Raw genomic sequence first — 25,524 nt, forward strand, 5'->3', positions numbered from 1 at the left:
CGGGGGCCGTTTCGGTTCGACCCGGACTCAGTGGTCCTCGTCCTCGTCGTCCTCGATGGCGGCCTGCCGGCCGCTGGAGAGCGCCTCGAAGGCGAGGAACTCGGCCTCGGCCGCGTCCCGGCCCTTCTGCTTCTCGCGACGGCGGTCGACCGCCGGGCGCTGGGTCTCCATCCGGTGGTCCTCGCCGCGGCGGCCGAGCATCTCGGCGCCGGCGGCCATGGTCGGCTCCCAGTCGAAGACGACGGCGTTCTCGTCGGGGCCGATGATGACGGTGTCACCCGCGTGCGCCCCGACCTTCCAGAGCCGGTCCTCGACCCCGAGGCGGGCCAGCCGGTCGGCGAGGTAGCCGACGGCCTCGTCGTTGCTGAAGTCGGTCTGGCGGACCCAGCGCTCCGGCTTGACGCCGCGGATGCGGTAGGCGCCGTCCTCCTCGGTGATGGTGAAGCCCTCGTCGTCGACGGCGGTGGGCCGCAGCACGATCCGGGTGGACTCCTCGGCCGGCTTGGCGGCGCGCGCCTCGGCGACGATCTTCGCCACCGCGAAGCTCAGCTCGCGCAGGCCCTTGCGGGAGGCGGCGGAGACCTCGAACACCTGGAGACCGCGCTCCTCCAGCGAGGCGCGGGTCAGGTCGGCGATGTCCTGGCCGTCCGGGACGTCGATCTTGTTGAGCGCGACGAGCCGCGGCCGGTCCTCCAGGCCGCCGTACTCGGCGAGTTCGGCCTCGATGGTCTCCAGGTCGCTCAGCGGGTCGCGGCCGGGCTCCAGGGTGGCGCAGTCCAGCACGTGCACCAGCACCGAGCAGCGCTCGACGTGCCGCAGGAACTCCAGGCCCAGGCCGCGGCCCTGGCTGGCGCCCGGAATCAGGCCGGGCACGTCGGCGATGGTGTAGACGGTGTCGCCCGCGGTGACCACGCCGAGGTTGGGGATCAGGGTGGTGAACGGGTAGTCCGCGATCTTCGGCTTGGCGGCGGAGAGCACCGAGATCAGCGAGGACTTGCCCGCGCTCGGGTAGCCGACCAGGGCCACGTCGGCGACGGACTTGAGCTCCATCACGATGTCGCGGGCTTCGCCCGGCTCGCCGAGCAGCGCGAAGCCCGGGGCCTTGCGGCGGGCCGAGGCGAGCGCGGCGTTGCCGAGGCCGCCGCGGCCGCCCTGGGCGGCGACGAAGCTGGTGCCGTGGCCGACCAGGTCGGCGAGCACGTTGCCCTGGCGGTCCAGCACCACGGTGCCGTCCGGCACCAGCAGGACGAGGTCCTCGCCGGTCGCGCCGGTGCGGTGGCCGCCCGCGCCGGGCTTGCCGTTGGTGGCCTTGCGCTTGGGCGAGTGGTGGTACTCGAGCAGGGTGGTGACCTGCGAGTCCACGGTGAGGATGACGCTGCCGCCCTCACCGCCGTTCCCGCCGTCCGGCCCGCCGAGCGGCTTGAACTTCTCCCGGTGCACGGAGGCGCAGCCGTGGCCCCCGTTACCCGCGGCGACGTGAAGTTCGACGCGGTCCACGAAGGTGGTCATGGGTGTGCCTCCAGTGCGGATGAGAAAATGCTTGCTGTCTGCGTGAAGCGCGAAGGGTGGACCGGATCATTCCGGCCCACCCTTCAGTGTGAGTCTGGAGAGACTCGCGAGTCCGCTGGGACTCAGGCCTCGACGGCCACGATGTTGACGACCTTGCGACCGCGACGGTTGCCGAACTGCACCGCACCGGCGGTCAGCGCGAACAGGGTGTCGTCGCCGCCACGGCCGACGTTGGCACCCGGGTGGAAGTGGGTGCCACGCTGGCGGACGATGATCTCGCCGGCGGAGACGACCTGGCCACCGAAGCGCTTCACGCCGAGGCGCTGGGCGTTCGAGTCACGGCCGTTACGAGTAGAGCTTGCGCCCTTCTTGTGTGCCATTTTCCGCTATCCCCTTACTTGCTGACCGAGTCGATGCTGGTGATACGCACCGCGGTGTGCTTCTGACGGTGACCCTGACGACGGCGGTAGCCGGTCTTGTTCTTGTAACGCAGGATGACGATCTTGTCACCCTTGGTCTGGTCGACCACCTCGGCGTGAGCCTTCACGCCGGCCAGGACCCACGGGTCGGAGGTGACGGCCTCACCGTCGACGACCAGGATGGTCGAGAGCTCCACCGAGTCACCCGGCTTGGCCTCGATACGGTCGATCTCCAGCACGTCGCCAACGGCGACCTTGTGCTGGCGGCCGCCTGCGCGAACGATCGCGTACATGCGGTACCTACTTTCCCAACTCGGTCGGAACTCCCGACGCCAGCCACCTGGGTACGGACACAGGAGCCTCTCCCCGATCGCCACGCGCGGAACGCGGGACTCTCGGGAAGGTGATGTGCTCGGGAGCGCGGCGTAGACACGCCGAAGGTCAAGAATACGGACCGGCCGCCCCAGGGGCAAACCGGCCCGTACGGCCCGGGGCGGAAAGGACTCCCGCCCCGGGCGTGGGCACTACTCGGCCGCCGTATCACCCTCGGCGGCCGCGGCCTTCTTGGCCGCCGCGCTCGTCCGCTTGGTCGCGGTCTTGCGGGCGGTGGTCTTCTTGGCCGCCGTGGTCGTCTTCTTGGCGGCGGTCTTCTTCGCGGCGGTCTTGCGGGCGGCCCGCTTCTTGGGGGCCGGGGCCTCCTCGGCGGGCGCCTCCTCCGCGGCGGGGGCCTCCTCCGCGGGGGCCTCCACGGCCTCCACGACGACGGCCTCCACGGCTTCGGCGGCGGCCTCGGGAACCGCCTCCGCGACGACCTCGACGGCTGCCTCGGCCTCGGCGGCCGGCGCGGCGGCCGCCAGGGCCGCCTCCAGGGCCGCGTCGGCCTTCGCCTGCAGCACCACGATCTCGGCGGCCTGCGGCGCACCCGCCGGGGCCGTCGCCTTGCGCACCGCGCGGCGGCGCGGACGGCCGGCCGGAGCAGCGGCGGGGGCGGGGGCCTCGGCCACCGGTGCCTCCACGGCCTGCGCCGGAGCGGCCTCGACGTCCGCCACCTCGACGTCCGTCACCTCGACGCCCGGGACCTCCAGGGCCAACTGACCCTCGATCTCCTCGCGCACCGGCTCGGCGGGCTCCAGGTCCGCCTCGGCGACGGCCTCGGCCACCGACGACCCGGCCTCGACGGCCTGCGGCTCCTCGTGGCCCACCCCGCCCTTGCCCCGGCGACGGCGCTTGCCGCTGCCCGAGCCGGCCTCGACGGCGGCCGCCGCCGGAGCGTGGACGTGGACGCTCGGCTGCTCCATGTGGACGATCACACCGCGGCCGTTGCAGTGCACGCAGGGCTCGGAGAAGGACTCCAGCAGGCCCTGGCCGACCCGCTTGCGGGTCATCTGGACCAGACCCAGCGAGGTGACCTCGGCCACCTGGTGCTTGGTCCGGTCCCGGCCCAGGCACTCCAGCAGGCGGCGCAGCACCAGGTCGCGGTTGGACTCCAGGACCATGTCGATGAAGTCGATCACGATGATGCCGCCGAGGTCGCGCAGCCGCAGCTGGCGCACGATCTCCTCGGCCGCCTCGATGTTGTTCCGGGTGACCGTCTCCTCCAGGTTGCCGCCCTGGCCGACGAACTTCCCGGTGTTGACGTCGATGACGACCATCGCCTCGGTGCGGTCGATCACCAGCGAACCGCCGCTGGGCAGCCAGACCTTGCGGTCCAGCGCCTTCATCAGCTGCTCGTCGATCCGGTAGGTGGCGAACACGTCCACCTCGGAGGTCCACCGCTGGAGCCGCTCGGCGAGGTCCGGGGCCACGTTGGAGACGTACTCGTGGATGGTCTTCCACGCCTCGTCGCCGGAGACGATGACCTTGGTGAAGTCCTCGTTGAAGATGTCGCGGACGACCCGGACGGTCATGTCCGGCTCGCCGTACAGCAGCGCCGGGGCGTTGCCGGTGGCGGCCTTCTTCTGGATGTCCTCCCACTGCTGCTGGAGGCGCTGGACGTCGCGGGTCAGCTCCTCCTCGGAGGCGCCCTCGGCGGCGGTGCGCACGATGACGCCCGCGTCGTCCGGGACGATCTTCTTCAGGATCTGCTTCAGCCGGGCGCGCTCGTTCTCGGGCAGCTTGCGCGAGATGCCGGTCATCGAGCCCTCGGGCACGTACACCAGGTAGCGGCCGGGCAGCGAGATCTGGCTGGTCAGGCGGGCGCCCTTGTGGCCGATCGGGTCCTTGGAGACCTGCACCAGCACGGACTGGCCGGACTTCAGCACCGACTCGATCCGGCGCGGGCCGCCGTGGCCCAGCGCGCCGAAGTTGACCTCACCGGCGTACAGCACCGCGTTGCGGCCCTTGCCGATGTCGACGAAGGCGGCCTCCATCGACGGCAGCACGTTCTGGACCTTGCCCAGGTAGACGTTGCCGACGTACGAGGTGGCCTGCTCCTTGTTGACGTAGTGCTCGACCAGCACGCCGTCCTCGAGGACGCCGATCTGGGTGCGCTGGCCGTTCTGGCGCACCACCATGACGCGCTCGACCGACTCCCGGCGGGCCAGGAACTCGGCCTCGGTGATGATCGGCACCCGGCGGCGGCCCAGCTCGCGGCCCTCGCGGCGACGCTGCTTCTTCGCCTCCAGACGGGTCGAGCCCTTGATGGACTGCACCTCGTCCGGGTCGAAGGACGGCTCGGTGGAGCGGCGGCGCGGCTCGCGCACCTTCACCACCGTGCGGACGCCGTCCTCGGTGGTCTCGGCGGTCTCGACGGCGTCGGCCTCACCGGTGCGGCGGCGACGGCGGCGACGGCGACGGGACGAGGACAGGCCGGCGGCCAGGTCGTCGTCCTCGTCGTCTTCCTCCTCGACGGCGTGGGCCGGCTCCTCGACGACGGGCTGCTCGGTCTCGGCGGCCTCGAACTCCTCGGCCTCGCCCCGGCGACGGCGGCGGCCGCCCCGACGGCGACGGCGCGACGGACGGCCGTCCTCCTCCCACTCGGCCTCGGTCTCCGGACCGGTGGCGGGGGCCTCCACGACGGGCGCCTCGACGACCGGGGCCGCCACGACGGGGGCCTTGGCCGCGGCGGCCTTCGCGGGCGCGGCCTTGGCGGGCGCGGCCTTCGCGGGGGCCTTGGCGGGCGCCTCGGCGGCCGACTTGCGGCGGTTCGGCTCGACCCGGGTGCGGACCCGGCGGCGGCGGCCGACACCGCTGTACTCGAACTCGTCCTCCTCCGTGCGCTCGGCGGCGGCCGGAGCCTGGACCGGAGCCGGGGCCGGAGCCGGAGCGGCGGCGGGCTGCGGCGCGGCCGGCGCAACGAAGGGGGCGGGCTCCTGGAAGACCGGGGCCTGGAAGACCGCGGTGGCCGGGCGGACCGCGCGGCGGCGCACCCGGTGGTGCGGCTCGGCCTCGGCGACCGGAGCGGGGGCGGCGACCGGAGCCTCGGCGGCCTCCTCCGCGGCGGGCTCCTCCTCGACGGCGGGCTCCTCGGCCACCGGCTCCTCGACCGGGGCCTCGACCACCGGCGCGGCCTCGACCACGCGACGGCGGCGGGGGCGGCGGGCCGGAGCGGCCGGGGCCTCCTCGGCCACCGGCTCGGCGACGGGGGCCGCGACCGGGGCAGCGGCCTCGACCGCGGGCTCCTCGGCGACGGGGGCCTCCACGGGCGCCTCGGCCCGCTTGCGGGTGCGGCGGGCCCGGGCGGGCTTCTCCGCCTTCTCCTCCGCCTTCTTCTCGGCCGTGGTCTCGGCGGCCTTGGTCTCCTCGGCCTTGGTCTCCTCGGCCTCCGGCGCGGTGACCACGATCGCGGTCTCCTCCGGAGCACCGGCGGGAGCCTCGGCGCGCTTGCGGGTCCGGCGGGCCCGGACCGGCTTCTCGGCGGCCGGGGCCGGCTCGGCGGACGCCTCGACCGGGGTGGTCACCTCGACCGGGACGACCGTCTCGGCCGCCTCGGTGGCCGCCCCCTGCGGGGTGCCCGCCGGGCGGGACACCGCCCGGCGACGACGACGCGGCGGCGCGGCGGACGCGCCCTCGCCACCGGTCGCGGCGGTTTCGTTCTGTTCCGTGGCCGCAGCCTGCTGCGGATCGGTGTTATCGAGCATGCGGGTGGATCTCCCGTCAGGCCCCCGGGCTCCGCATCCGGGCACGGCTCGGCACCAGTGGGTGGCCGGCATCGCGAGGATGCTCGGGCCGGACCCTTTGACGGTGCCGCCGTGCGGACGCGAGGCCGCACAGGGGCTCGTAGTCTCGCTCGGCGCCCCGCGTGGCGCGGGGTGTCGAAAGTCTTCTGGTCTGACCAGTCTTCTGTGGTTTTCCCAAGCTGAGCCGTCCCCCAACCCCGGGTGGCTCCCGGAAGGGGTCCCGGGCCCACCGACCGTCCTGGTCGACGGGCCCCGAGAGGCCGGCCTGTGCTGCGACGACGCTCGCTCCCCTGGGGAGCCGCGGGAACCTTGGAGGACCATCGGGTCCAGTGAGGCACTGGACCCGGCCTCCGCCCACTAGGCGGACGCGGTAGCGCGCGGCCCGGCAGCCGTTTCTCAGCCGGCCGGGGCCGCGGCGCGGTCGAGCGCCAGCGGGTCGGTCACCGTGCCCGTCTCCTCGTCGAGCGGCCCCTGCGCCAGCCTGGTCACCTCTGCGGGGACCGGCGGCGCCAGGTCGGCCGTCGCACGGAGACCGGACAATACGTCGTCGGGTCGTACGGCGGGTGTGGCGTGTCGTACTACCAGGCGCAGTATCGCACAGGGACGGCCGGTCCGAACATCGCGGGCGGTTCCGGCCGCCGTGTCCGCACCGTCGTCGACCTGCGGCTCGACGACCTCGAGCGCCGCCACCGCACCGCGCGCGTCGAAGACCCGCACGCCGTTCTTGGTCCGGCGCTCGACCTCGACCGTCTCCTCGGCGAGGAACTTCCGGACCGCCTGCACCGCCTCGTCCGGCTCGACGCCGTCCAGGCGCATCAGCCACTCGGAGGCCTCCAGGCGCTCCACGAAGTTCGGCGTCCGGACCTCGACGGCGTCGATGACGTCCAGGCCCGGCGGCAGCGACTCGTCCAGCTGCGCCCGCAACTGCTCGGGGTCGCGCGCAGCGGCCAAGCCGATCTCCAGGTACTCCGCCTCGCTCGCCACCCCGGTCGGGGCCGCGTTCGCGTAGGAGACCTTCGGGTGCGGGGTGAAGCCGGCCGAGTAGGCCATCGGAACGGCGGACCGGCGCAGGGCGCGCTCGAAGGCGCGCTGGAAGTCACGGTGGCTGGTGAAGCGGAGCCGGCCGCGCTTGGTGTAGCGGAGACGAATCCGCTGCACGGTCGGCGCGGGCGGCGGACCGTCGGGCGTACGACGTGCCAGGGTCGCTCAGTCCTTAGTCAGTTCTCCCGGTCCGGCGCGGCGCAAACCCGCCACTGTCCGGACTCTGTCACCTCAAAGGGTACGCGCCCCGCCACCCCCCTCGCTCCGCCCCTGGTCAGCAGCACGCCTCGGCCCCCGCCCGGAAACCTCCCGGACGGGGGCCGAGGACCACCCACCGCCTACTTGTTGACGACCGTCAACGGCAGCATCTTCTTACCCGTGGGCCCGATCTGGATGGCCGTATCCATCTGGGGACACACCCCACAGTCGAAGCACGGCGTCCAGCGGCAGTCGTCGACCTCGACCTCCTCCAGGGCGTCCTGCCAGTCCTCCCACAGCCAGTCCTTGTCGAGGCCGCTGTCCAGGTGGTCCCAGGGCAGCACCTCCTCGTAGGAGCGCTCGCGGGTGGTGTACCAGTCGACGTCGACGCCGGTGCCGGCCAGGCCCTTCTCGGCGGAGGCCATCCAGCGGTCGTACGAGAAGTACTCGCGCCAGCCGTCGAAGCGGCCGCCGTCCTCGTAGACGGCGCGGATGATGGCGCCGACCCGGCGGTCGCCGCGGGAGAGCAGGCCCTCGACGATGCCGGGCTTGCCGTCGTGGTAGCGGTAGCCGATGTTCTTGCCGTACTTGCGGTCGCCGCGGATGGAGTCCCGCAGCTTGGCGAGGCGGGCGTCGGTGGCCTCGGCGGACAGCTGCGGGGCCCACTGGAACGGGGTGTGCGGCTTGGGCACGAACCCGCCGATGGAGACGGTGCAGCGGATGTCGTTCTGGCCGGTGACCTCGCGGCCCTTCTGGATGACGTTCTTCGCCATCTCGCCGATCTGGAGCACGTCCTCGTCGGTCTCGGTGGGCAGGCCGCACATGAAGTACAGCTTCACCTGGCGCCAGCCGTTGCCGTAGGCGGTGGCGACGGTGCGGATCAGGTCCTCCTCCGACACCATCTTGTTGATCACCTTGCGCATGCGCTCGCTGCCGCCCTCGGGGGCGAAGGTGAGGCCCGAGCGGCGTCCGTTGCGGGACAGCTCGTTGGCGAGGTCGATGTTGAAGGCGTCGACGCGGGTGGACGGCAGCGACAGGCCGATCTTGTCCTCGGTGTAGCGGTCGGCCAGGCCCTTGGCGATGTCGCCGATCTCGGTGTGGTCGGCGCTGGACAGCGACAGCAGGCCGACCTCCTCGAAGCCGGTCGCCTTGAGCCCGCGCTCGACCATCTCGCCGATGCCGGTGATGCTTCGCTCCCGCACGGGGCGCGTGATCATGCCGGCCTGGCAGAAGCGGCAGCCGCGGGTGCAGCCGCGGAAGATCTCGACGGACATCCGCTCGTGGACGGTCTCCGCGAGCGGGACGAGCGGCTGCTTGGGGTAGGGCCACTCGTCGAGGTCCATGACGGTGTGCTTGGACACCCGCCACGGCACGCCCGGGGCGTTCGGCACGACGCGGCCGATCCGGCCGTCGGGCAGGTACTCCACGTCGTAGAACTTCGGCACGTACACCCCGCCGGTGCGCGCCAGGCGCAGCAGCAGTTCGTCGCGCCCGCCCGGGCGGCCCTCGGCCTTCCAGGCGCGGATGATCTCGGTGATGTCGAGGACGGCCTGCTCGCCGTCGCCGATCACGGCGCAGTCCAGGAAGTCCGCGATCGGCTCCGGGTTGAACGCCGCGTGGCCGCCGGCCAGGACGATCGGGTCCTCGTCGGTGCGGTCCCTGGCCTCCAGCGGGATGCCGGCCAGGTCGAGCGCGGTCAGCATGTTGGTGTAGCCGAGCTCGGTGGAGAACGACAGCCCGAACACGTCGAAGGCCTTGACCGGGCGGTGGGCGTCCACCGTGAACTGCGGGACGCGGTGCTCGCGCATCAGCGCCTCGAGGTCCGGCCAGACGCTGTAGGTGCGCTCGGCGAGCACGCCCTCGCGCTCGTTCAGCACCTCGTAGAGGATCATGACGCCCTGGTTGGGGAGCCCGACCTCGTAGGCGTCGGGGTACATCAGCGCCCACCGGACGTCGCAGGCGTCCCAGTCCTTGACGGTCGAGTTGAGCTCGCCGCCGACGTACTGGATCGGCTTCTGGACGTGCGGGAGGAGGGCCTCCAGGCGTGGGAAGACCGATTCGACAGTCATGTACTAGGAACCCTTACGACGTGATTCGGTGCCGCGATTCGGCATGGGAGGGGTGACCCTCAAGGGTAGCCCAATCCGGGGAACGACCCGTCCGGGCCGGTGCCCGCCCGTGCGCCCCGGCGCGATCCGTGCCCGCCGGTGACCGCCCCGGCACGCGCGGTGCGCGCCCGCCGCCAGGCGCCGTCCGCCGTTGACACGCCCGGACGGCCCGTGCGGTACTGACAGGGCCCTGCCCAAGGCCCTGCACCCCTTCCGGAGACGGGAGTTGGGTCGTACGCTCGGCCGACGCCGACTCCCCCGGCGGCCCGTTCGCCCCAGCACGACCTCCCCCGTCCCCGCGCGGCCCCCTCCCCCGGCCCCGCAGAGCCCGTCCCCGGCCCGCAGGCCGTGTCCGGCGGCGCAGCACGCCCGCGCCCCGGTGGCCGTACGACCGGGCGCAAGGAGAACCATGACCGACACCGGTCGGCGGGTCCGGCCCCTGGCCCTGCGGACCCCCGACGCCCGGCCGGCCCGCTACCCCACGCCGGCCCAGGCCGAGTGCGCGGCCCGGCGGCTCGCGCTGCGCCATCCGGACCGCTGCCGGCTGCGCGAGGTGGGCCGTTCCCGGGCCGGACGCCCGCTGCTGCTGCTCTCGGTGGACCGCGGGCCGCGCGCCGCCCTGGTGGTCGGCGGCCCGCACCCGAACGAGCCGATCGGCACCGCCGCCGCGGTCCGGCTGGCCGAGGTGCTGCTGGAGCGCCCCGCCCGGCCGGGCCTGTCCTGGCACCTGCTGCTGTGCCTGGACCCGGACGGCGCCGCGCTCAACGCCGGCTGGCTGGACGGCCCGCTCACCATGCGCCGCCACTACGAGCACTTCTTCCGCCCCGCCTTCGAGGAGCAGCCCGAGCTGCTGCCCGCCCCGGGGTCCGGGCGCCCGCCGATGCCGGAGAGCGTGGCGCTGACCGGGCTGATCGACGAGTTGCGCCCCTTCCTGCAGTGCTCGCTGCACGGGGTGGACTTCGGCGGCGCCTTCGTCCAGCTGACCGGCCCGGTGCCCGGGCTGGCCGAGCGCTTCGCCCGTTCCGCCGACCGGGCCGGCATCCCGCTGGACGTGGACTCCTACGACGCCATCGGCTGGTCCAGCCCCGCCCCCGGCACCTATCTGATGCCCGCGCCCGGCGGCTCCGGCGCCTCCCGGGCGCTGCCGGACGAGCCGGAGCTGTCCACCTGGTCGTACGCGGCCCGGTACGGCGGGGTGACCGCGGTCCTGGAGGTCCCGATGTGGGCCGTGGACGCGGTCGGCGACGGCCGCACCCTCCCGGCGGGGCCGCGGGCCGTCGGCGAGGCCGCCCGTGACCTGACCGTCCGCACCGAACAGCTCACCGCGCTACTGGCCCGCGTCCCGGCGCAGGCCCGGGAGGTGTACGGCCCGCTGGTGCGCACCGCCGAGTTCAGTCTGGCGGTGGCGCCGCGGGTCGCCGCCGAGTGGCTGGAGCTGTGGTGCCCCGGCCCGGTGAGCGTCTCCCGGGCAACCACCGCGGGGCTGGTCGCGGCCCGGCTGCCGCTGCGGGTCGCTTCGATCCTGCTGCGGCTGCTCGCCGATGTCCGCGGTCCGGCGGCGGAGGCCGCCCGGGAGCGCGCCCGCGCCGGCGTCGCGGACAGCCTGGAGCGGCTGCACCACCGCTTCGGCGCCCGCTGGGTGCCGGTGCAGGAGCAGCTGGCCCACCAGACCCGGGCGGTCCTCACGGCCGCCGACTGTCTGCTCCACGCCACCTGACGAACAGTCAACTTCCGATCGGGGCAACGCGAAGGGGCCGGCCCGGGAGTTCCCGGACCGGCCCCTGCCACTCGCCCGCTCAGGCCGCTATCGGCCGCTGGCTGCGTACTGCCTGGAGCAGCCCGATCCCGATCCAGACCGCGAACATCGAGGAGCCGCCGTACGAGACGAACGGTAGCGGGATGCCCGCGACGGGCATGATCCCCAGGCACATCCCGATGTTCTCGAAGGCCTGGAAGGAGAACCAGGCGATGATCCCGGCCGCCACGATCGTCCCGTAGAGGTCGGTCGCCTGACGGGCGATCCGGCAGGCCCGCCAGAGGATCACGCCGACCAGCGCGATGATCGCCAGCGCCCCGACGAAGCCCAGTTCCTCACCGGCGACGGTGAACACGAAGTCGGTCTGCTGCTCCGGCACGAACTGCCCGATGGTCTGCGTCCCGTGGAACAGCCCCTTGCCGGTCAGCCCGCCCGAGCCGATGGCGATCCGGGCCTGGGCGGTGTTGTAGCCGACGCCGTTGGGGTCGAGCTGCGGGTTGGCGAAGGCGGCGAAGCGGTCGATCTGGTACTGGCTCAGCAGTCCGAGCTTCCAGATCGCGATGCTCCCGCCGACACCGGCCGCGAGGATGCCGAGCACCCAGCGGTTGGCGGCGCCGGAGCCGAGCAGGATGCCCAGCACGATCGCGGACATCACCATGACCGACCCGGCGTCCGGCATCAGCAGGACCAGGCCCATCGGCAGGCAGGCCCAGATCAGGCCCCGGAACACCGCCCGGTGCGAGGGGAACTCGCGCTCCCCCGCGTCGACCTGGTCCGACAGCACGACGGCCATCGCCAGCAGGATGCCGATCTTCGCGAACTCGGCCGGCTGGACGGAGAAGCCGCCGCCGAGCTGGATCCAGGAGTGGGCGCCGTTGACGGTCGAGCCGAGCGGGCTGAGCGTCGCCAGCAGCAGCAGGATCACGCCGACGTAGACGAAGGGCACCAGGGTGCGGACCCGCCGTGCTCCTATCGCTATCACCACGGCGCACAGCACCAGGCCGATCACGAAGTTCGTCAGGTGCCGGTAGAAGAAGTACTGCGGGTCCCCGTGGGTGAGGTTGTCGCGCCCGCGGGTGGCCGACCACACCAGCAGCGAGCTGCCGAGCGAGAGGGCCAGGCCGGCCAGCAGCAGTATCCAGTCCAGGCGCCAGAGCGGGGAGTCCTTGGCCAGGGCCTTGGAGACCCCGCTGCGCTGCGGGCTCAGCCGCAGCTGCCGGTACGAGCCGTAGGAGGTCATGCCCGTCCCCTTCCCGGGCGGTTCGGTTCGAGCGCGGCGTCGGCCGCGGTGTACGACGCCGGACTGTCGGCGGGCGGCGCCTGGTCGAGGAAGGTCGTCGCCGGGTCGTCGTCCACCAGCGCGTACGCGGGCACCGCGGCCGCCTGCGCCGGGGCGGCGTCCAGCAGCGCCGGTGCCGCGACCGAGGCGCCCTGCGCCGGGGCGACCGGCCCCTGCACCGCGCCGGTGCCGTACGAGGCCGGCTTGATGATCGCGGTGCCGTCCGGGTTGAACTTCGGCAGCTCGCCCTGCGGCGCGGGCAGCAGCGCCTTGCTGTTGTCGATGTTGCCCTTGTCGTCCACGCCGTACAGCGCCTGGTAGATCCGGCGGACGGCGTCGCCGGAACCGCCGGAGCCGGTGCCGCCCTGGCTTATCGTCATGACGACCGCGTAGTCCTTGCTGTACGTGGTCAGCCAGGAGGTGGTCTGCTTGCCCTCGACCTCGGCGGTGCCGGTCTTGGCGTGCAGCTCGATCTTGTTCTGCGGCCAGCCGGCCCCGGCGAACTTCCAGGCGGCGGTGCCGCTGGTGATGACGCCGGCGGTGGCCTGGTCGATGTAGCTGAGCAGCTTCTGGTCGCCGGGGAACTTGGCGTCCTCGTGCGGGGCGATCTCGCGGACGAGGTCTCCGCTCGGGCTTATCACGGCCTTGGCGATGGTCGGCCGGTAGAAGGTGCCGCCGTTGGCCAGCGCCGAGTAGATCCGGGCCATCTGGACCGGGGTGACGAGGGTGTCGCCCTGGCCGATCGCGAAGTTGACGGCGTCACCGGCGCGCATCTGGTAGCCGTCGACGCAGTTCTCCCGGGCGATCTGGTCCGAGAAGCTGTTGCCGCCCTTCTGCGCCTGCGCACACCAGGCGTCCTTGTTGTTGTCGTAGAAGGACTGCTTCCACTGCCGGTCCGGCACCCGGCCGGGGACCTCGGCCGGCAGGTCGATGCCGGTCTTGGCGCCGAGGCCGAACTCGTGGGCGGTCTTGAAGAACCAGTCGCCCGGGTCCTTCTTCGGCTTGATGCCGCCGTCCTTCGTCCACTGGTCGTACGCCAGGCCGTAGAAGACGGTGTCGCAGGAGACCTCCAGCGCCTTCTCCAGGGAGATGGAGCCGAAGTTCTCGCTCTCGAAGTTCTTGAACTCGCGGCCGCCGATGGTCAGGCTCTTGGGGCAGGGGTAGTTGCCGTCCAGCGAGTAGCCGGCCTGCACAGCGGCGGTGGTGGAGACGACCTTGAAGGTCGAGCCGGGCGCGGACTGACCCTGTATGGCCCGGTTCAGCAGCGGGAAGTTGGAGTCCTTGCTGGTCAGCGACTGGTAGTCCTTGCCGCTGATGCCGCCCACCCACAGGTTGGGGTCGTAGGTCGGGGCGCTGGCCATGGCGACGATCCGCCCGGTGTGCACGTCCATCACGACGGCGGCGCCGGAGTCGGCCTCGTAGTTGCGGTTGGTGACCTTGTCGAAGGTGTTCCGGGCGTCGGCCATGGCCTGCGCGAGGTTGTCCTCGACGACCTTCTGCACCCGGGCGTCGATGCTGGTGACCAGGTTGTCGCCGGTCTGCGGGGCGACGGTGCCGGCGGTGCCGATCACCCGGCCGAGGTTGTCCACGTTCAGCTTGGTGATGCCGGCGGTGCCGCGCAGGTCGCGGTCGTACACCGACTCCAGGCCGGCCCGGCCGATCTGGTCAGCCGGCAGGTAGCGGTCCAGGCCGGTCTTGTCGGCGGTCTTGCTGACCTCGTCGTCGGTGACCGGCGAGAGGTAGCCGAGCACCTGGGCCATGTTGGCGCCCTCGGCGCCGGTGTAGCGGCGTACGGCGGTGGGCTGGGCGGTGATCCCGGGGAAGTCCTCGCGGCGCTCCATTATCTGCATCGCCTGCTGGGTGGTCGCCTCCTTGGTGACCGGGATCGGCTGGTAGGGGGAGCCGTTCCAGCAGGGCTGCGGGGTCTTGGCGTCGCAGAGCCGGACCTTCTCCTGGACGTCCTTGGCCGGCATGCCCAGCACCCCGGCGAGGCGGGCCAGCACCGCCTTGCCGCCGTCCTTCTGCTGCAGCATCGAGGTGCGGCTGACGGAGACGACCAGCCGGGTCTCGTTGCCGGCCAGGATCCGCCCGGAGGCGTCCAGGATCTCGCCGCGGACGGCCGGTTCGACCACCTCGCGGATGTGGTTGCCGGTCGCCTTGGCGGTGTACTCCTTGGCGTTGCGGATCTGCAGGTACCACAGCCGTCCACCGAGGGTGGCGAGCAGCGACAGCACCAGGATCTGCAGCACCACCAGACGGATCGTCACCCGCCGGGTGCGGCCGGTCTCGGGGATGTTGCTCACGTCTCGTGCGCTCCAGGGATGCGGGAGGGTCAGGAAGTCCGGGAACCCGGACGGGCCGACGGGCTACGGGCGCCGGGCGAAGCCGGGGATGCGCCGCTTCTTGTAGGACGGCCCGGTCGAGACCGAACGCGTGGTCCGGTAGCGGGCCAGCGAGCCCAGGCCGGGGCCGCCCTCGTCGTCGTCGCTGGCGGCGGCCACCGGGTCGCGGCCGAAGCGGCGGCCGAGCAGCATCACCAGCGGCACCACGAAGGGGGCCAGCAGCAGGTCGTACAGCAGCGCGCTGATCACCAGGCCGCCGAGGCCGACGTGCCGGGCCGCGGTGTCGCCGACCAGGGCGCCGACCAGCGCGTACAGCAGGGTGGAGGCGATCGCCGCGGCGCCGACCACCAGCAGCGCGCTGGAGACGGAGCGCTGGCGGCCGTGCTCGGGGCGCAGCAGCCCGGCGGCGTAGCCCATCAGGCAGAGCACCAGCGCGTAGCGGCCGATCGCGTGGTCGGAGGGCGGCGCGAGGTCGGCCAGCAGGCCGGCCGAGAAGCCGACCAGGCAGCCGCCGGTCGGGCCGTAGACCATGGCCAGGCCGACCACGACGAGCAGCAGTATGTCCGGGGTGGCTCCCGGCAGCTGGAGCCGTCCGAACACGCTGACCTGGAGGATCAGGCCGAGCAGGATCAGCACGGCGGAGACGGGGATGCGGGCGAGGCGCATGGCTCAGTTCCCCCCAGTGGGCTTGGCGGGCGGGGCGGAGGTCTGCGGCTGGGCGGCCGGGGCCTGGCCCTGCCCCGGAGTGGGGGCGGGCGGCAGTACGGCGTCGCGCGGGTCGGCGCGCGGCGGCACGACCACCACCCCGACCAGGTCCAGCCGGGTGAACTGGACGAAGGGCTCGACCAGGACGGTCTTGGTCAGCTGGCCGGCGTTGGCCTGCACCTCGGTGACCTTGCCGACCGGGACGCCGGGCACGAAGGGGCGGCCGCTCTGCGAGCCGAAGGTGACCAGCCGGTCGCCGGCCTTGACCTGGGCCTTGCCGTTGAGCAGGGAGACCTTCATCGGGCTGTCGCCGCCGCCGGCGGCGAAGCCGATCTCGCCGCTGCCCTCCAGCCGGGTGCCGGCCGAGAAGCCGGGGTCGGAGGCGAGCAGCACGGTGGCGGTGGTCGGGGCGACGGTGGTGATCCGGCCGACCAGGCCCTGGCCGTTGATGACCGTCATGTCGCGGGTGAGGCCGTCGTCGCTGCCGGCGTCGATGGTGATGGTCCAGGAGAAGCCCTGGGCCGGGCCGATCGCGATGACCTGGGCGGCCTTGACGGTGTAGCCGCCGGCGCCGGCGGTGCGCAGCAGGTCGTCCAGCTGTTTGGTGCGCCCGGTGGCCATGTCGGAGGAGGCGAGTTTCTGCCGCAGTTCGGTGTTCTCGCGGGCGAGTTGGTCGCTGCGGCCGCTGTCGGTGGCGGCGTCGCGGAAGGCGCGGACGGTGTTGGCGACCGGGTCCACCAGGGTGGCGGCGCCGCGCTCGACCGGGCCGAGGGCGCTGGCGGCCGCGTGCCGGGCCGGTCCGAGCGGGGAGTCCTCACCGCCCTTGATGTCCACGGTGATCAGCGCGAAGGCGACGGCCACCAGCAGGATGAGCAGCAGCCGACTCTCTCGTGTGTCCCTCACGGTGCTGGTACTGCCCCTTCGTACCTGGCGGCCGCCCGGGGCTGTGGGGCCCGGGCGGCGGCCCGTTCAGTTGAGTGTCGGAATGTGTCGTCGTGGTGCTAACGGCGCGGTGAGGCGTCCAGTACCTGCTGGAGCGCCTCGAACTCCTCGACGCACTTGCCGGAGCCGAGCGCGACGGAGTCGAGCGGGTTCTCGGCGATGTGGATCGGCATGCCGGTCTCGCGGCGCAGCCGCTCGTCCAGGCCGCGCAGCAGGGCGCCGCCGCCGGTGAGCACGATGCCGCGGTCCATGACGTCGCCGGCCAGCTCGGGCGGGCACTGGTCGAGGGTGGTCTTGACCGCGTCGATGATCGAGTTGACCGGCTCGTCGATGGCGGCGCGGACCTCGGCGGCGGAGATGACCACGGTCTTGGGCAGACCGCTGACCAGGTCGCGGCCGCGGATCTCGGCGTGCTCGTCCTTCTCGCCCTCCATGCCGAAGGCGCTGCCGATGCTCATCTTGATCTGCTCGGCGCTGCGTTCGCCGAGGAGGAGGGAGTACTCCTTCTTGATGTGCTGGACGATCGCGTTGTCCAGTTCGTCGCCGGCGACCCGGATGGACTGGGCGGTGACGATGCCGCCGAGGGAGATGACGGCGACTTCGGTGGTGCCGCCGCCGATGTCGACGACCATGTTGCCGGTGGCCTCGTGGACGGGCAGGCCGGCGCCGATCGCGGCGGCCATCGGCTCCTCGATGATGTGCACCTGGCGGGCCCCGGCCTGCGAGGAGGCCTCGATCACGGCACGGCGCTCGACGCCGGTGATGCCGGAGGGCACGCAGACCACGACGCGCGGGCGGGCGAGGTAGCGGCGGCGGTGGATCTTCAGGATGAAGTAGCGCAGCATCCGCTCGGTGATCTCGAAGTCGGCGATCACGCCGTCCTTGAGCGGGCGGATGGCGACGATGTTGCCCGGCGTGCGGCCGATCATCTTCTTGGCCTCGGCGCCGACCGCGAGGATGCCGCCGGTGTTGGTGTTGACCGCGACGACGGACGGCTCGTTGAGGACGATCCCCTTGCCCCTGACGTACACCAGCGTGTTGGCTGTTCCGAGGTCGATCGCCAAGTCGCGGCCGATGAACGACAGGTTGCTCGCCATGGGGTGTGGGTGCCTTCCCGGGCTCGGAGTCTTTTGGGGTGGACGGATGCGCGCCCACTCGTGGGCGGAGACCAGCTGAGCTGCCGTACCGGGCCCGTGAGTCGCGTCCATCGTAGTCACGCCGCTCGGTACGGACATCGACGCGGGGCATACCGTCCATTGTCCGGAGCGCGATCGCTTCTCCGAGCATTGGGACGCCGTGTCGGCGTCCCCAGTTCCCTATTTCACGATAAGAATGCCCCGGCCGGGCCAATGGTCCCGACCGGGGCGGTACGAACGTCCTGCCGGGCGTGTCGCCCGCCGGGTCAGGCGTTCGCGGGGAAGAAGATCTTGATCTCGCGCTCGGCGGACTCCGGGGAGTCGGAGGCGTGGATCAGGTTCTCGCGGGTGATGGTCGCGTAGTCGCCGCGGATGGTGCCGGAGCCGGCCTCCAGCGGGTTGGTGGCACCGGCCAGCATCCGGATGCCCTTCACGACCTCCTCGCCCTCGACGATCATCGCGATCGACGGGCCGGAGGTCATGAACTCCAGCAGCGGCTCGTAGAACGGGCGGCCGACGTGCTCGGCGTAGTGGTGCTCCAGGGTCTCCCGGTCGAAGGTGCGCAGCTCGACGGCGGACAGCTGCCAGCCGGCCTTGCGCTCGATGCGGCTGATGATCTCGCCCGCCAGGCCGCGGCGGACGGCGTCGGGCTTGAGCAGGACGAGAGTGCGCTGGGACACGGTGCGTCTCCTGGGGATTTGGTACGACATGCGGTATGGGGCAGAGGTTACCTTGCGTGAACGACCGGTCGGTGACCCCGCCCGAGCGGTCAGGCGGCCTGCGCCTCGGCGGCCGCGCGGGCGGCCTTGAACTCGTCGACCTTGCGGCCGTAGTGCACCGAGCACCACCACAGGCCGGCGAAGACCACGCCGAGGCCGAACATGGTCGGCAGCACGAAACCGCTGGCGATCAGGCCGATCTGCAGCGCCCAGCCGATCTGCACCGCGCCGGGGCGGTTGATCATGCCGCAGAGCGCGATGCACAGCGCCATGGCGATGCCGCTGACGATCCACACCGTGGCCGTCGAGACGCTGGAGAGCTGCATCGCGACCAGCGCCGCGAAGAGCACCAGCAGCGCCTCGCCGATCAGCGTCGAGGAGCAGAGCGTCCTCATGTCACTTCCTCCCGAGCAGCAGGCGGGCCTCGCCCACCGTGATGACCGAACCGGTGACCAGCACCCCGGCGCCGCCGAGGTCGCCCTCCTCCTCGGCCAGGGCGACGGCCGCGGCGATGGCGTCGTCGAGCCGGGGCTCGACCTGGACCCGGTCCTCGCCGAAGATCTCGACGGCCAGGGCCGCGAGCGCGTCCACGTCCATCGCGCGGTGGGTGGAGTTCTGGGTGATGACGACGTCGGCCAGGATCGGCTCGAAGGCCTCCAGCACGCCGGCCACGTCCTTGTCGCCCGAGGTGCCGATCACGCCGACCAGGCGGCTGAAGCCGAAGGACTCGGAGATCGCGGCGACGGTGGCCCGGGCGCCGTGCGGGTTGTGCGCGGCGTCCAGGAGGATCGTGGGGCTGCGGCGGACGATCTCCAGGCGGCCCGGCGAGGAGACGCCGGAGAAGCCCTGGCGGATCTTGTCGACGTCCAGCTGGCCGCCGCGGACGCCGCCGACGCCGAAGAAGGCCTCGACCGCGGCCAGTGCCAGCGCCGCGTTGTGTGCCTGGTACTCGCCGTGCAGCGGGATGAAGACGTCCTCGTACTCCTCGCCGCCGAGCCCGCGCAGCGTCACCAGCTGGCCGCCGATGGCGAGCTCACGGCGGATCACGCCGAACTCCATGCCCTCGCGGGCGACGGTGGCGTCCACCTCGACGGCCCGGCGCAGGATGACCTGGGCGGCGTCCAGCTGCTGCTGGGCGACCACGGCGACGGCGCCGGACTTGATGATCCCGGACTTCTCGCCCGCGATCTCGCCGGTGGTGTTGCCGAGCTTGTCGGTGTGGTCCAGTCCGATCGGGGTGATCACGGCCACGGCGGAGTCGATGACGTTGGTGGCGTCCCAGGAGCCGCCCATGCCGACCTCGACCACCGCGACGTCCACCGGGGCGTCGGCGAAGGCCGCGTAGGCCATGCCGGTCAGCACCTCGAAGAAGGACATCGGGACGGGCTGGGCGGCGTCGACCATCTGCACGTAGGGCTCGATGTCGCGGTAGACCTCGACGAAGCGCTCCGGGCTGATCGGGGCGCCGTCCAGGCTGATCCGCTCGGTGACGGACTCCACGTGCGGGCTGGTGTAGCGGCCGGTGCGCAGCTCGAAGGTGTTGAGCAGCTGCTCGATCATCCGGGCGGTGGAGGTCTTGCCGTTGGTGCCGGTGATGTGGATGGACGGGAAGGACCGCTGGGGCTGGCCCAGGATGTCCATCAGCGCCTCGATCCGGTCGAGCGAGGGCTCCAGCTTGTTCTCCGGCCAGCGCTTGGAGAGCTCCAGTTCGACGTCGCGCAGGGCGTCGCCGGTGCTGTCGTCGGCGGGGCGGAGGGTGTACGGATTCGGGTCGGCCTTGTCGCTCACGACCACAGTCTACGGAGCGTCGGCGGTCCGTCCTCACGGGGTGATGGCGGGGGTGTCGGCGGGGGTGAGAACGACCACTTTGCCCCTGCTTTGCCATGATCATCTAGTTTTATCCCTTTACTATTGTTTTGGCGAGTTTGAACCGCAATGAAGCATCGATTCGCAACCACAAGGAGCCGCACACCTTTGATCACGAGGAGCACCGCGCCATGCCCGACGCCCTGCACGACTGGATCGTGCTCCGCCAGGACGCCGTCGTCTGGTTCGCCGGACTGATCTCCCTGGCGCTCGTCGGCTACATGGCCTTCGTCTTCGGACGCTTCCTCGTGTACTGGGCCGGCTCCCGCCACGCCTTCCGGCACAACCGGCCGGCCGCCCCCGGCGACCCCACCGCCTTCCAGTGGCACCTGGTCATCCCCTGCCGCGACGAGGAGGCCGTGGTCACCCAGACCCTGGACGGCCTGCGGGCCGTCGCGCCCGAGGCCCACCTGTGGGTGATCGACGACGACAGCGAGGACGCCACCCGCGACCTCGTCCTCACCGCCGCCGCCCGCGACCCGCGGATCCACCTCGTCCAGCGCCGCCGCCCGCACGCCCGGATCGGCAAGGGCGCCGCGCTCAACGCCGCCTACCGCGAGATCTCCGCCTGGCTGCCCGCCTCCACCGACCGCTCCCGGGTGGTGATCGGCGTGGTCGACGCCGACGGACAGCTCGACCCCGGCACCCTCGGCCAGGTCTCCAACCCCAAGGCCCTCGGCCGCCCCGACACCGGCGCCGTGCAGATCGGCGTACGGATGCGCAACGCCGACGACGAGCGCCCGCTGCCCGGCCGCGGACGCGCCGCCAACGCCTTCGCCCGCGCCCTGGTCCGGATGCAGGACGTCGAGTTCCAGGCCAACAACGCCGGCATGCAGCTGCTGCGCCGCCGCACCGGCAGCGTCGGCCTCGGCGGCAACGGCCAGTTCGTCCGGCTGGCCGCCCTCGACACCCTCACCGCCGAGGAGGGCCGGGCCGGCCGTCCCTGGCCCGAGCGCGCCCTGCTGGAGGACTACGAGTCCGGCCTCGACCTGCGCCTGGCCGGCTGGCGGCTCACCCACGTCACCGAGGCCCAGGTCTCCCAGGAGGGCCTGATCTCGCTGCGCCGCTTCCTCACCCAGCGCACCCGCTGGGCCCAGGGCAACATGCAGTGCCTGCGCTACACCGGCCGGGTGCTGCGCTCACCGCACTACACGGCGTCCGGCAAGGCCGAGGTGCTCTACACCTTCCTGCAACCGGTGGTCTGCGTGCTGCTGGTGCTGCTCTTCCCGCTCTCGCTCGCCATCACCACCGCCGGGCTGGTGCTCTTCCCGGCCGAGACCGCCGAGTTCCAGCTCCGGTTCGGCCCGTGGATGCTGCTCGCCTTCGTGCTCGCCACCGTGCCGATGGTGTTCTGGGGCTTCGCCTACCGCAGGCTCGTCCATCCGGACCGCAGTCGGCTCACCGGACTGCTCTGGGGCATCCTGGTCTGGCTCTACGCCTACCACCTCTTCGTGGTCGCCTCCCGGGCCGCCGTACGGCTGGTGCTCGGCCGCAACGGCTGGGCCAAGACCCGGCGCAACGCCGAGAAGGTCGCCGTCGGCGACCCGACCGCGCTCGAGTCCTGAGCCGCCCGGCCGTCTCGCCCCCGGCCTCCGAGCCGCCGCCCCCGCGCCTCCTCCCCCACGTCACCCGGAGCCCCCATGAGCATGTGCCTGCCCCCGAACAGCGTCGCCGTCGTCCTCGGCACCCGCCCCGAGCTGGTCAAGCTCGCCCCGCTGATCCACGAACTCGGCGACGCCACCCGCCTGGTGCACACCGGCCAGCACTGGGACGAGGCGATGTCCGGCCGCTTCCTGCGCGACCTCGACCTGCCGGAGCCGGAGCTGCTCACCGGCGTCGGCGGCCGCCCCCGGGCCGGCCAGATCGCCCAGTCGCTCGGCCAGCTGGACGCCGCCTTCGCCGAGGACCGCCCCGCCGCCGTCGTGGTCCAGGGCGACACCAACGCCACCCTGGCCGGGGCGCTGGCCGCCAACGCCCGGGAGATCCCGCTGGTGCACGTCGAGGCCGGGCTGCGCAGCTACGACCGGGCGATGCCGGAGGAGCACAACCGGGTGATGGTCGACCACGTCTCCGACCTGCTCTGCGCCGCCACCGAGGACAACGTCGCCAACCTGCGCGCCGAGTCGCTCGACCGGGGGCGGATCGAGCTCACCGGCAACACCGTCGTCGAGGTGGTCCGCCGGCAGCTGCCGGACGGGGCCGCCCGCGCCGCACTGCTCGCCGCCCACGGGCTGCGCCCGGACGCCTACGTGCTGGCCACCGTGCACCGCCCGGAGAACACCGACACCGCCGAGGCGCTCGGCGCCGTGCTCGCCGAGCTGGACCGGATCGCCCGGGCCGGCACCCCGGTGCTGTTCCCGATGCACCCGCGCACCCGGGCCGCCGTCGAGCGCTTCGGGCTGGTCACTCTGCTGGAGCGCCTGGCCGTCACCGAGCCGGTCGGCTACGGCGACTTCCTGGGTCTGGCGAGCCGCGCCGCGCTGCTGGTCTCCGACTCCGGCGGCGTGCAGGAGGAGTGCACCGTACTCGGCCGTCCGCTGCTGGTGGTGCGCCGCTCCACCGAGCGACCGGAGGCGGTGGAGGCCGGCTTCGCCGCGCTGGTGCGGCCCGGGGAGGAGCTGGGCGAGCTGGCCCGCGCCTGGCTGTCCGACACCCCCGAGCGGCTGGTCCGCCTCGCCGCCACGCCGAGCCCGTACGGCGACGGCCGCGCCTCGGCCCGGATCGCCGCGCTGACCGCCGCACTGGCCGGCGCGGCGGCCGGGCAGGGCGCGGCCGAGGCGGTGCCGCTGGCCGCGTAGGGCCTCTTGACAGCCGGATTGGTCTACTCCACCTTGTGAGGCAAGTCTCCTTTCCCGACAGGGACTTGAGTTGTCGGTAGCTCCCGCACGCGCACCATCGACACCCCGGACGGCACTGCCCCCACCCAGGGCCGCCGGGCCTCCCCCACTGGAGATGGAGTCATGCCACCTGCCCGACACCGGCGCCCGCGCGCCGTCCACTCCCTGCTCGCCGGAGCGAGCGCCGTCGTCCTCGGCCTCGGCGGGCTCATCCTGGCCGACGGCACCGGCGCGCACGCCGCCGGCACCGACCTGATCACCAACGGCGGCTTCGAGACCGGCAGCCTCACCGGCTGGACCTGCGGCGAGGCCGGCGTCCAGAGCGCCACCGCGCACTCCGGCCGGTACGCCCTGCAGTCCACCCCGGGCGCGGGCGACACCGGCGAGTGCACCCAGACCGTCGCCGTGCTGCCCTCCTCCACGTACACGCTGAGCGCCTGGGTGCAGGGCTCGTACGTCTACCTGGGCGCGCGCGGCACCGGCGGCACCGACCCGAGCACCTGGACCAGCTCGGCGGGCTGGGCCCAGCTCGGCACCGGCTTCACCACCGGCCCGAACACCACCAGCGTCACGGTCTACCTGCACGGCTGGTACGGGCAGCCGCCCTTCCTCGCCGACGACGTCGCACTGCTCGGGCCCGGCGGGCCGCAGCCCTCGCCGAGCCCGACCGGCCCGGCCTCCCCGAGCCCCGGCCCGACGGCCACCGGCAGCCCCTCTCCCACCGGCAGCGGCAGCACCGGCCCGACCGGCACGCCCACCAGCACGCCCACCGGCCGGCCGCCCGGCCTGCCCAAGCACGTCCTCACCGGCTACTGGCAGGACTTCGACAACGGCGCCACCGTGCAGCGGATCAGCGACGTCCCGGACGCCTACGACATCATCGCGGTCTCCTTCGCCGACGCCACCGCCACCCGCGGCGGCCTGGGCTTCACCCTCGACCCCGCGCTGTCCGCCAAGCTCGGCGGCTACACCGACGCCCAGTTCAAGGCCGACATCGCGGCCAAGCGGGCGGCCGGGAAGCGGGTGGTGCTCTCCATCGGCGGCCAGAACGGCACGGTCTGGGTGGGCGACTCGGCCTCCGCCGCCACCTTCGCCGACACCGCCTGGGCGCTGATGCGGAGCTACGGCTTCGACGGGATCGACATCGACCTGGAGAACGGCGTCAGCTCCACGTACCTGGGCCAGGCACTGCATTCCCTGGCGGCGAGGGCCGGCAGCGGATTCACCCTCACCATGGCGCCCCAGACCATCGACATGCAGTCCACCGGCACGGAGTACTTCAAGCTGGCGCTGGCTGTGAAGGACATCCTCACCATCGTCAACATGCAGTACTACAACTCCGGCACGATGAACGGCTGCGACGGCAACGTCTACTCGCAGGGCACCGAGAACTTCCTCACCGGGCTGGCCTGCATCCAACTCAAGGGCGGGCTGCGGCCCGACCAGGTGGGCCTCGGGGTGCCGGCCTCCACCAGCGCGGCGGGCGGCGGCTACGTCGACCCGGCCACGGTGAACAACGCGCTGGACTGCCTGGCCTCCGGCACCCACTGCGGCAGCTACCAGCCGGACGCCAGGTGGCCCGGCATCGGCGGGGCGATGACCTGGTCGACCAACTGGGACGCCCGGGCGGGCAACCCCGTCGCCGGCACCATCGGCGGCCACCTGCACGCCATGCCGTGACCGGACGGGCTCCGGGCCGGGTCGTCAGACCCCGGCCCGGGCCTCCGGGAGGTGCACGGCCCCGCCGTGCCGGCGGCGCAACTCGGCGGTGATCTCGGCCAGTTCGCCCTCGGGCAGCAGCGGCAGCATCATCGCCACGCCCTGCAGCAGACCACCGAGCAGGTAGGTGGTGTCCGCCGTCGCCGCGACCAGGCCGCGGACCTCGGCCACCCGGCCGTCCGCGACCGCCTCGATCAGCTGGGCGGCGTTCGCGGTCTCCTCGTCCACCTCGACGGCGGCGGTGTCCTCCGGGGCCCGCCGGGCCATCGCCCGCAGCACCCGGTCGCCGACCTCGGCGGCGTACGCCTTGCGGACGGCCTCGGCGGCGATCCAGGTGAGCAGGGTGGTCACCTCCCGCTCGGCGTTCTCCGCGAGCAGCAGATCCAGCTCGTGGTCGAACGCGAGCTGGTTTCCGTGCCGGAAGGCGAGCAGCAGCGTCGCCGCCCTGGCCTTGGCCTCCTCGACCGCCTCGGCAGGCAGTTCCTGGGCCAACTCCTCGGTCACCACCACGCCGTGCCCTCCCGTCCGTCGCTCAGCAGGAACGCTCAGCAGAAACAGCTTCGGAAACTCCGTGCACACCGTACACATCCGACCTGGAAACTTCCGCGAACGCGCGCGGGCAAGACCGGAATCAATTCGCTCGGAATAGGACCTCACCCGGTCCGGGATGAATATTCGCCGGAAGGGAGCAATGTTGCTGCTCTATTAGGCGTAGCGGCTTCCCTATTGGCCGAAGGGGCCGGCGGGGCCGAAGGGGCCGGCGGGCCGGGAAACGCCGAGGGGCCGCACTCCGCGCGTCGCGGGGTGCGGCCCCTCCTGGGGCGATCCGG

19 protein-coding genes are annotated in these 25,524 nt (G+C 72.6%); 4 read left to right on the plus strand and 15 right to left on the minus strand.

Going from position 1 to position 25,524, the window contains the following annotated elements; genetic code table 11:
* Positions 1–27: 27 nt before the first annotated feature.
* From obgE to ACZ3YL_RS09220, 6 genes are all read right to left on the minus strand, one after another.
* A complete protein-coding gene (gene obgE, locus ACZ3YL_RS09195; protein WP_188307841.1) occupies positions 28–1,509 on the minus strand; it encodes a GTPase ObgE in 1,482 nt (493 codons plus the stop codon).
* 122 nt (positions 1,510–1,631) lie between these two features.
* Complete coding sequence (gene rpmA / locus ACZ3YL_RS09200) at positions 1,632–1,889, minus strand: 50S ribosomal protein L27 (protein WP_014135732.1); 258 nt, start codon at positions 1,887–1,889, stop codon at positions 1,632–1,634.
* A gap of 14 nt (positions 1,890–1,903) precedes the next feature.
* On the minus strand, positions 1,904–2,221 hold the full coding sequence (gene rplU / locus ACZ3YL_RS09205) for a 50S ribosomal protein L21 (protein ID WP_188307842.1): 318 nt from the start codon (positions 2,219–2,221) through the stop codon (positions 1,904–1,906).
* A gap of 231 nt (positions 2,222–2,452) precedes the next feature.
* Entirely contained in the window at positions 2,453–6,007 is a 3,555-nt protein-coding gene (locus ACZ3YL_RS09210) for an Rne/Rng family ribonuclease (protein ID WP_465656385.1), read from the minus strand.
* Between the two features lie 435 nt (positions 6,008–6,442).
* Positions 6,443–7,204, minus strand: a complete 762-nt coding sequence (locus ACZ3YL_RS09215) for a TIGR03936 family radical SAM-associated protein (protein WP_188304987.1) — start codon at positions 7,202–7,204, stop codon at positions 6,443–6,445.
* 221 nt (positions 7,205–7,425) lie between these two features.
* Positions 7,426–9,354 (minus strand): TIGR03960 family B12-binding radical SAM protein, encoded by a 1,929-nt coding sequence (locus ACZ3YL_RS09220; protein WP_465656387.1) that lies wholly within the window; start codon positions 9,352–9,354, stop codon positions 7,426–7,428.
* 448 nt (positions 9,355–9,802) lie between these two features.
* Here ACZ3YL_RS09220 and ACZ3YL_RS09225 point away from each other — a divergent pair, with 448 nt between their 5' ends.
* On the plus strand, positions 9,803–11,110 hold the full coding sequence (locus ACZ3YL_RS09225) for a M14 family zinc carboxypeptidase (RefSeq protein ID WP_465656389.1): 1,308 nt from the start codon (positions 9,803–9,805) through the stop codon (positions 11,108–11,110).
* A 79-nt stretch (positions 11,111–11,189) separates the two neighbouring features.
* On the opposite strand, the gene rodA is transcribed toward ACZ3YL_RS09225, so the two are convergent.
* From rodA to folC, 8 genes are all read right to left on the minus strand, one after another.
* On the minus strand, positions 11,190–12,389 hold the full coding sequence (gene rodA, locus ACZ3YL_RS09230) for a rod shape-determining protein RodA (RefSeq protein WP_188305461.1): 1,200 nt from the start codon (positions 12,387–12,389) through the stop codon (positions 11,190–11,192).
* Positions 12,386–14,731, minus strand: coding sequence for a penicillin-binding protein 2 (gene mrdA / locus ACZ3YL_RS09235; protein ID WP_188305460.1), 2,346 nt, complete (start codon positions 14,729–14,731; stop codon positions 12,386–12,388). Before mrdA ends, rodA begins: the two co-directional genes overlap by 4 nt.
* 63 nt (positions 14,732–14,794) lie before the next feature.
* On the minus strand, positions 14,795–15,436 hold the full coding sequence (gene mreD / locus ACZ3YL_RS09240; protein WP_188305459.1) for a rod shape-determining protein MreD: 642 nt from the start codon (positions 15,434–15,436) through the stop codon (positions 14,795–14,797).
* Positions 15,437–15,439: 3 nt separating this feature from the next.
* Entirely contained in the window at positions 15,440–16,378 is a 939-nt protein-coding gene (gene mreC / locus ACZ3YL_RS09245; RefSeq protein ID WP_188305458.1) for a rod shape-determining protein MreC, read from the minus strand.
* Between the two features lie 98 nt (positions 16,379–16,476).
* On the minus strand, positions 16,477–17,502 hold the full coding sequence (locus ACZ3YL_RS09250; RefSeq protein WP_317621116.1) for a rod shape-determining protein: 1,026 nt from the start codon (positions 17,500–17,502) through the stop codon (positions 16,477–16,479).
* Positions 17,503–17,819: 317 nt separating this feature from the next.
* Complete coding sequence (gene ndk, locus ACZ3YL_RS09255; RefSeq protein WP_188305456.1) at positions 17,820–18,233, minus strand: nucleoside-diphosphate kinase; 414 nt, start codon at positions 18,231–18,233, stop codon at positions 17,820–17,822.
* Between the two features lie 89 nt (positions 18,234–18,322).
* The gene (locus tag ACZ3YL_RS09260; protein ID WP_188305455.1) at positions 18,323–18,667 is read right to left on the minus strand and encodes a DUF4233 domain-containing protein; all 345 of its coding nucleotides are present in this window, start codon (positions 18,665–18,667) and stop codon (positions 18,323–18,325) included.
* A 1-nt stretch (position 18,668) separates the two neighbouring features.
* A complete protein-coding gene (folC, locus tag ACZ3YL_RS09265) occupies positions 18,669–20,060 on the minus strand; it encodes a bifunctional tetrahydrofolate synthase/dihydrofolate synthase (protein WP_188305454.1) in 1,392 nt (463 codons plus the stop codon).
* A gap of 209 nt (positions 20,061–20,269) precedes the next feature.
* Between folC and ACZ3YL_RS09270 the strand changes: the two genes are divergently transcribed.
* The 3 genes from ACZ3YL_RS09270 to ACZ3YL_RS09280 all read left to right on the plus strand — a co-directional run bounded on the left by ACZ3YL_RS09270 (position 20,270) and on the right by ACZ3YL_RS09280 (position 24,655).
* Complete coding sequence (locus tag ACZ3YL_RS09270) at positions 20,270–21,703, plus strand: glycosyltransferase (RefSeq protein ID WP_223242395.1); 1,434 nt, start codon at positions 20,270–20,272, stop codon at positions 21,701–21,703.
* An 81-nt stretch (positions 21,704–21,784) separates the two neighbouring features.
* A complete protein-coding gene (gene wecB, locus ACZ3YL_RS09275; protein ID WP_465656464.1) occupies positions 21,785–22,936 on the plus strand; it encodes a non-hydrolyzing UDP-N-acetylglucosamine 2-epimerase in 1,152 nt (383 codons plus the stop codon).
* 162 nt (positions 22,937–23,098) lie between these two features.
* Entirely contained in the window at positions 23,099–24,655 is a 1,557-nt protein-coding gene (locus ACZ3YL_RS09280) for a chitinase (RefSeq protein WP_188304789.1), read from the plus strand.
* Between the two features lie 24 nt (positions 24,656–24,679).
* On the opposite strand, the gene ACZ3YL_RS09285 is transcribed toward ACZ3YL_RS09280, so the two are convergent.
* Complete coding sequence (locus ACZ3YL_RS09285; RefSeq protein ID WP_465656393.1) at positions 24,680–25,204, minus strand: hypothetical protein; 525 nt, start codon at positions 25,202–25,204, stop codon at positions 24,680–24,682.
* Between the last annotated feature and the right edge of the window lie 320 nt (positions 25,205–25,524).

It is taken from the genome of Kitasatospora sp. NPDC023176 (assembly GCF_055560495.1).

Bases quoted from the DNA above. Each gene is read 5' to 3' on its own strand.
- obgE (WP_188307841.1), bottom strand. From the start codon at position 1,509: ATGACCACCTTCGTGGACCGCGTCGAACTTCACGTCGCCGCGGGTAAC.
- rpmA (WP_014135732.1), bottom strand. From the start codon at position 1,889: ATGGCACACAAGAAGGGCGCAAGCTCTACTCGTAACGGCCGTGACTCG.
- rplU (WP_188307842.1), bottom strand. From the start codon at position 2,221: ATGTACGCGATCGTTCGCGCAGGCGGCCGCCAGCACAAGGTCGCCGTT.
- ACZ3YL_RS09210 (WP_465656385.1), bottom strand. From the start codon at position 6,007: ATGCTCGATAACACCGATCCGCAGCAGGCTGCGGCCACGGAACAGAAC.
- ACZ3YL_RS09220 (WP_465656387.1), bottom strand. From the start codon at position 9,354: ATGACTGTCGAATCGGTCTTCCCACGCCTGGAGGCCCTCCTCCCGCAC.
- ACZ3YL_RS09225 (WP_465656389.1), top strand. From the start codon at position 9,803: ATGACCGACACCGGTCGGCGGGTCCGGCCCCTGGCCCTGCGGACCCCC.
- rodA (WP_188305461.1), bottom strand. From the start codon at position 12,389: ATGACCTCCTACGGCTCGTACCGGCAGCTGCGGCTGAGCCCGCAGCGC.
- mreD (WP_188305459.1), bottom strand. From the start codon at position 15,436: ATGCGCCTCGCCCGCATCCCCGTCTCCGCCGTGCTGATCCTGCTCGGC.
- ACZ3YL_RS09260 (WP_188305455.1), bottom strand. From the start codon at position 18,667: ATGAGGACGCTCTGCTCCTCGACGCTGATCGGCGAGGCGCTGCTGGTG.
- ACZ3YL_RS09270 (WP_223242395.1), top strand. From the start codon at position 20,270: ATGCCCGACGCCCTGCACGACTGGATCGTGCTCCGCCAGGACGCCGTC.
- wecB (WP_465656464.1), top strand. From the start codon at position 21,785: ATGTGCCTGCCCCCGAACAGCGTCGCCGTCGTCCTCGGCACCCGCCCC.
- ACZ3YL_RS09280 (WP_188304789.1), top strand. From the start codon at position 23,099: ATGCCACCTGCCCGACACCGGCGCCCGCGCGCCGTCCACTCCCTGCTC.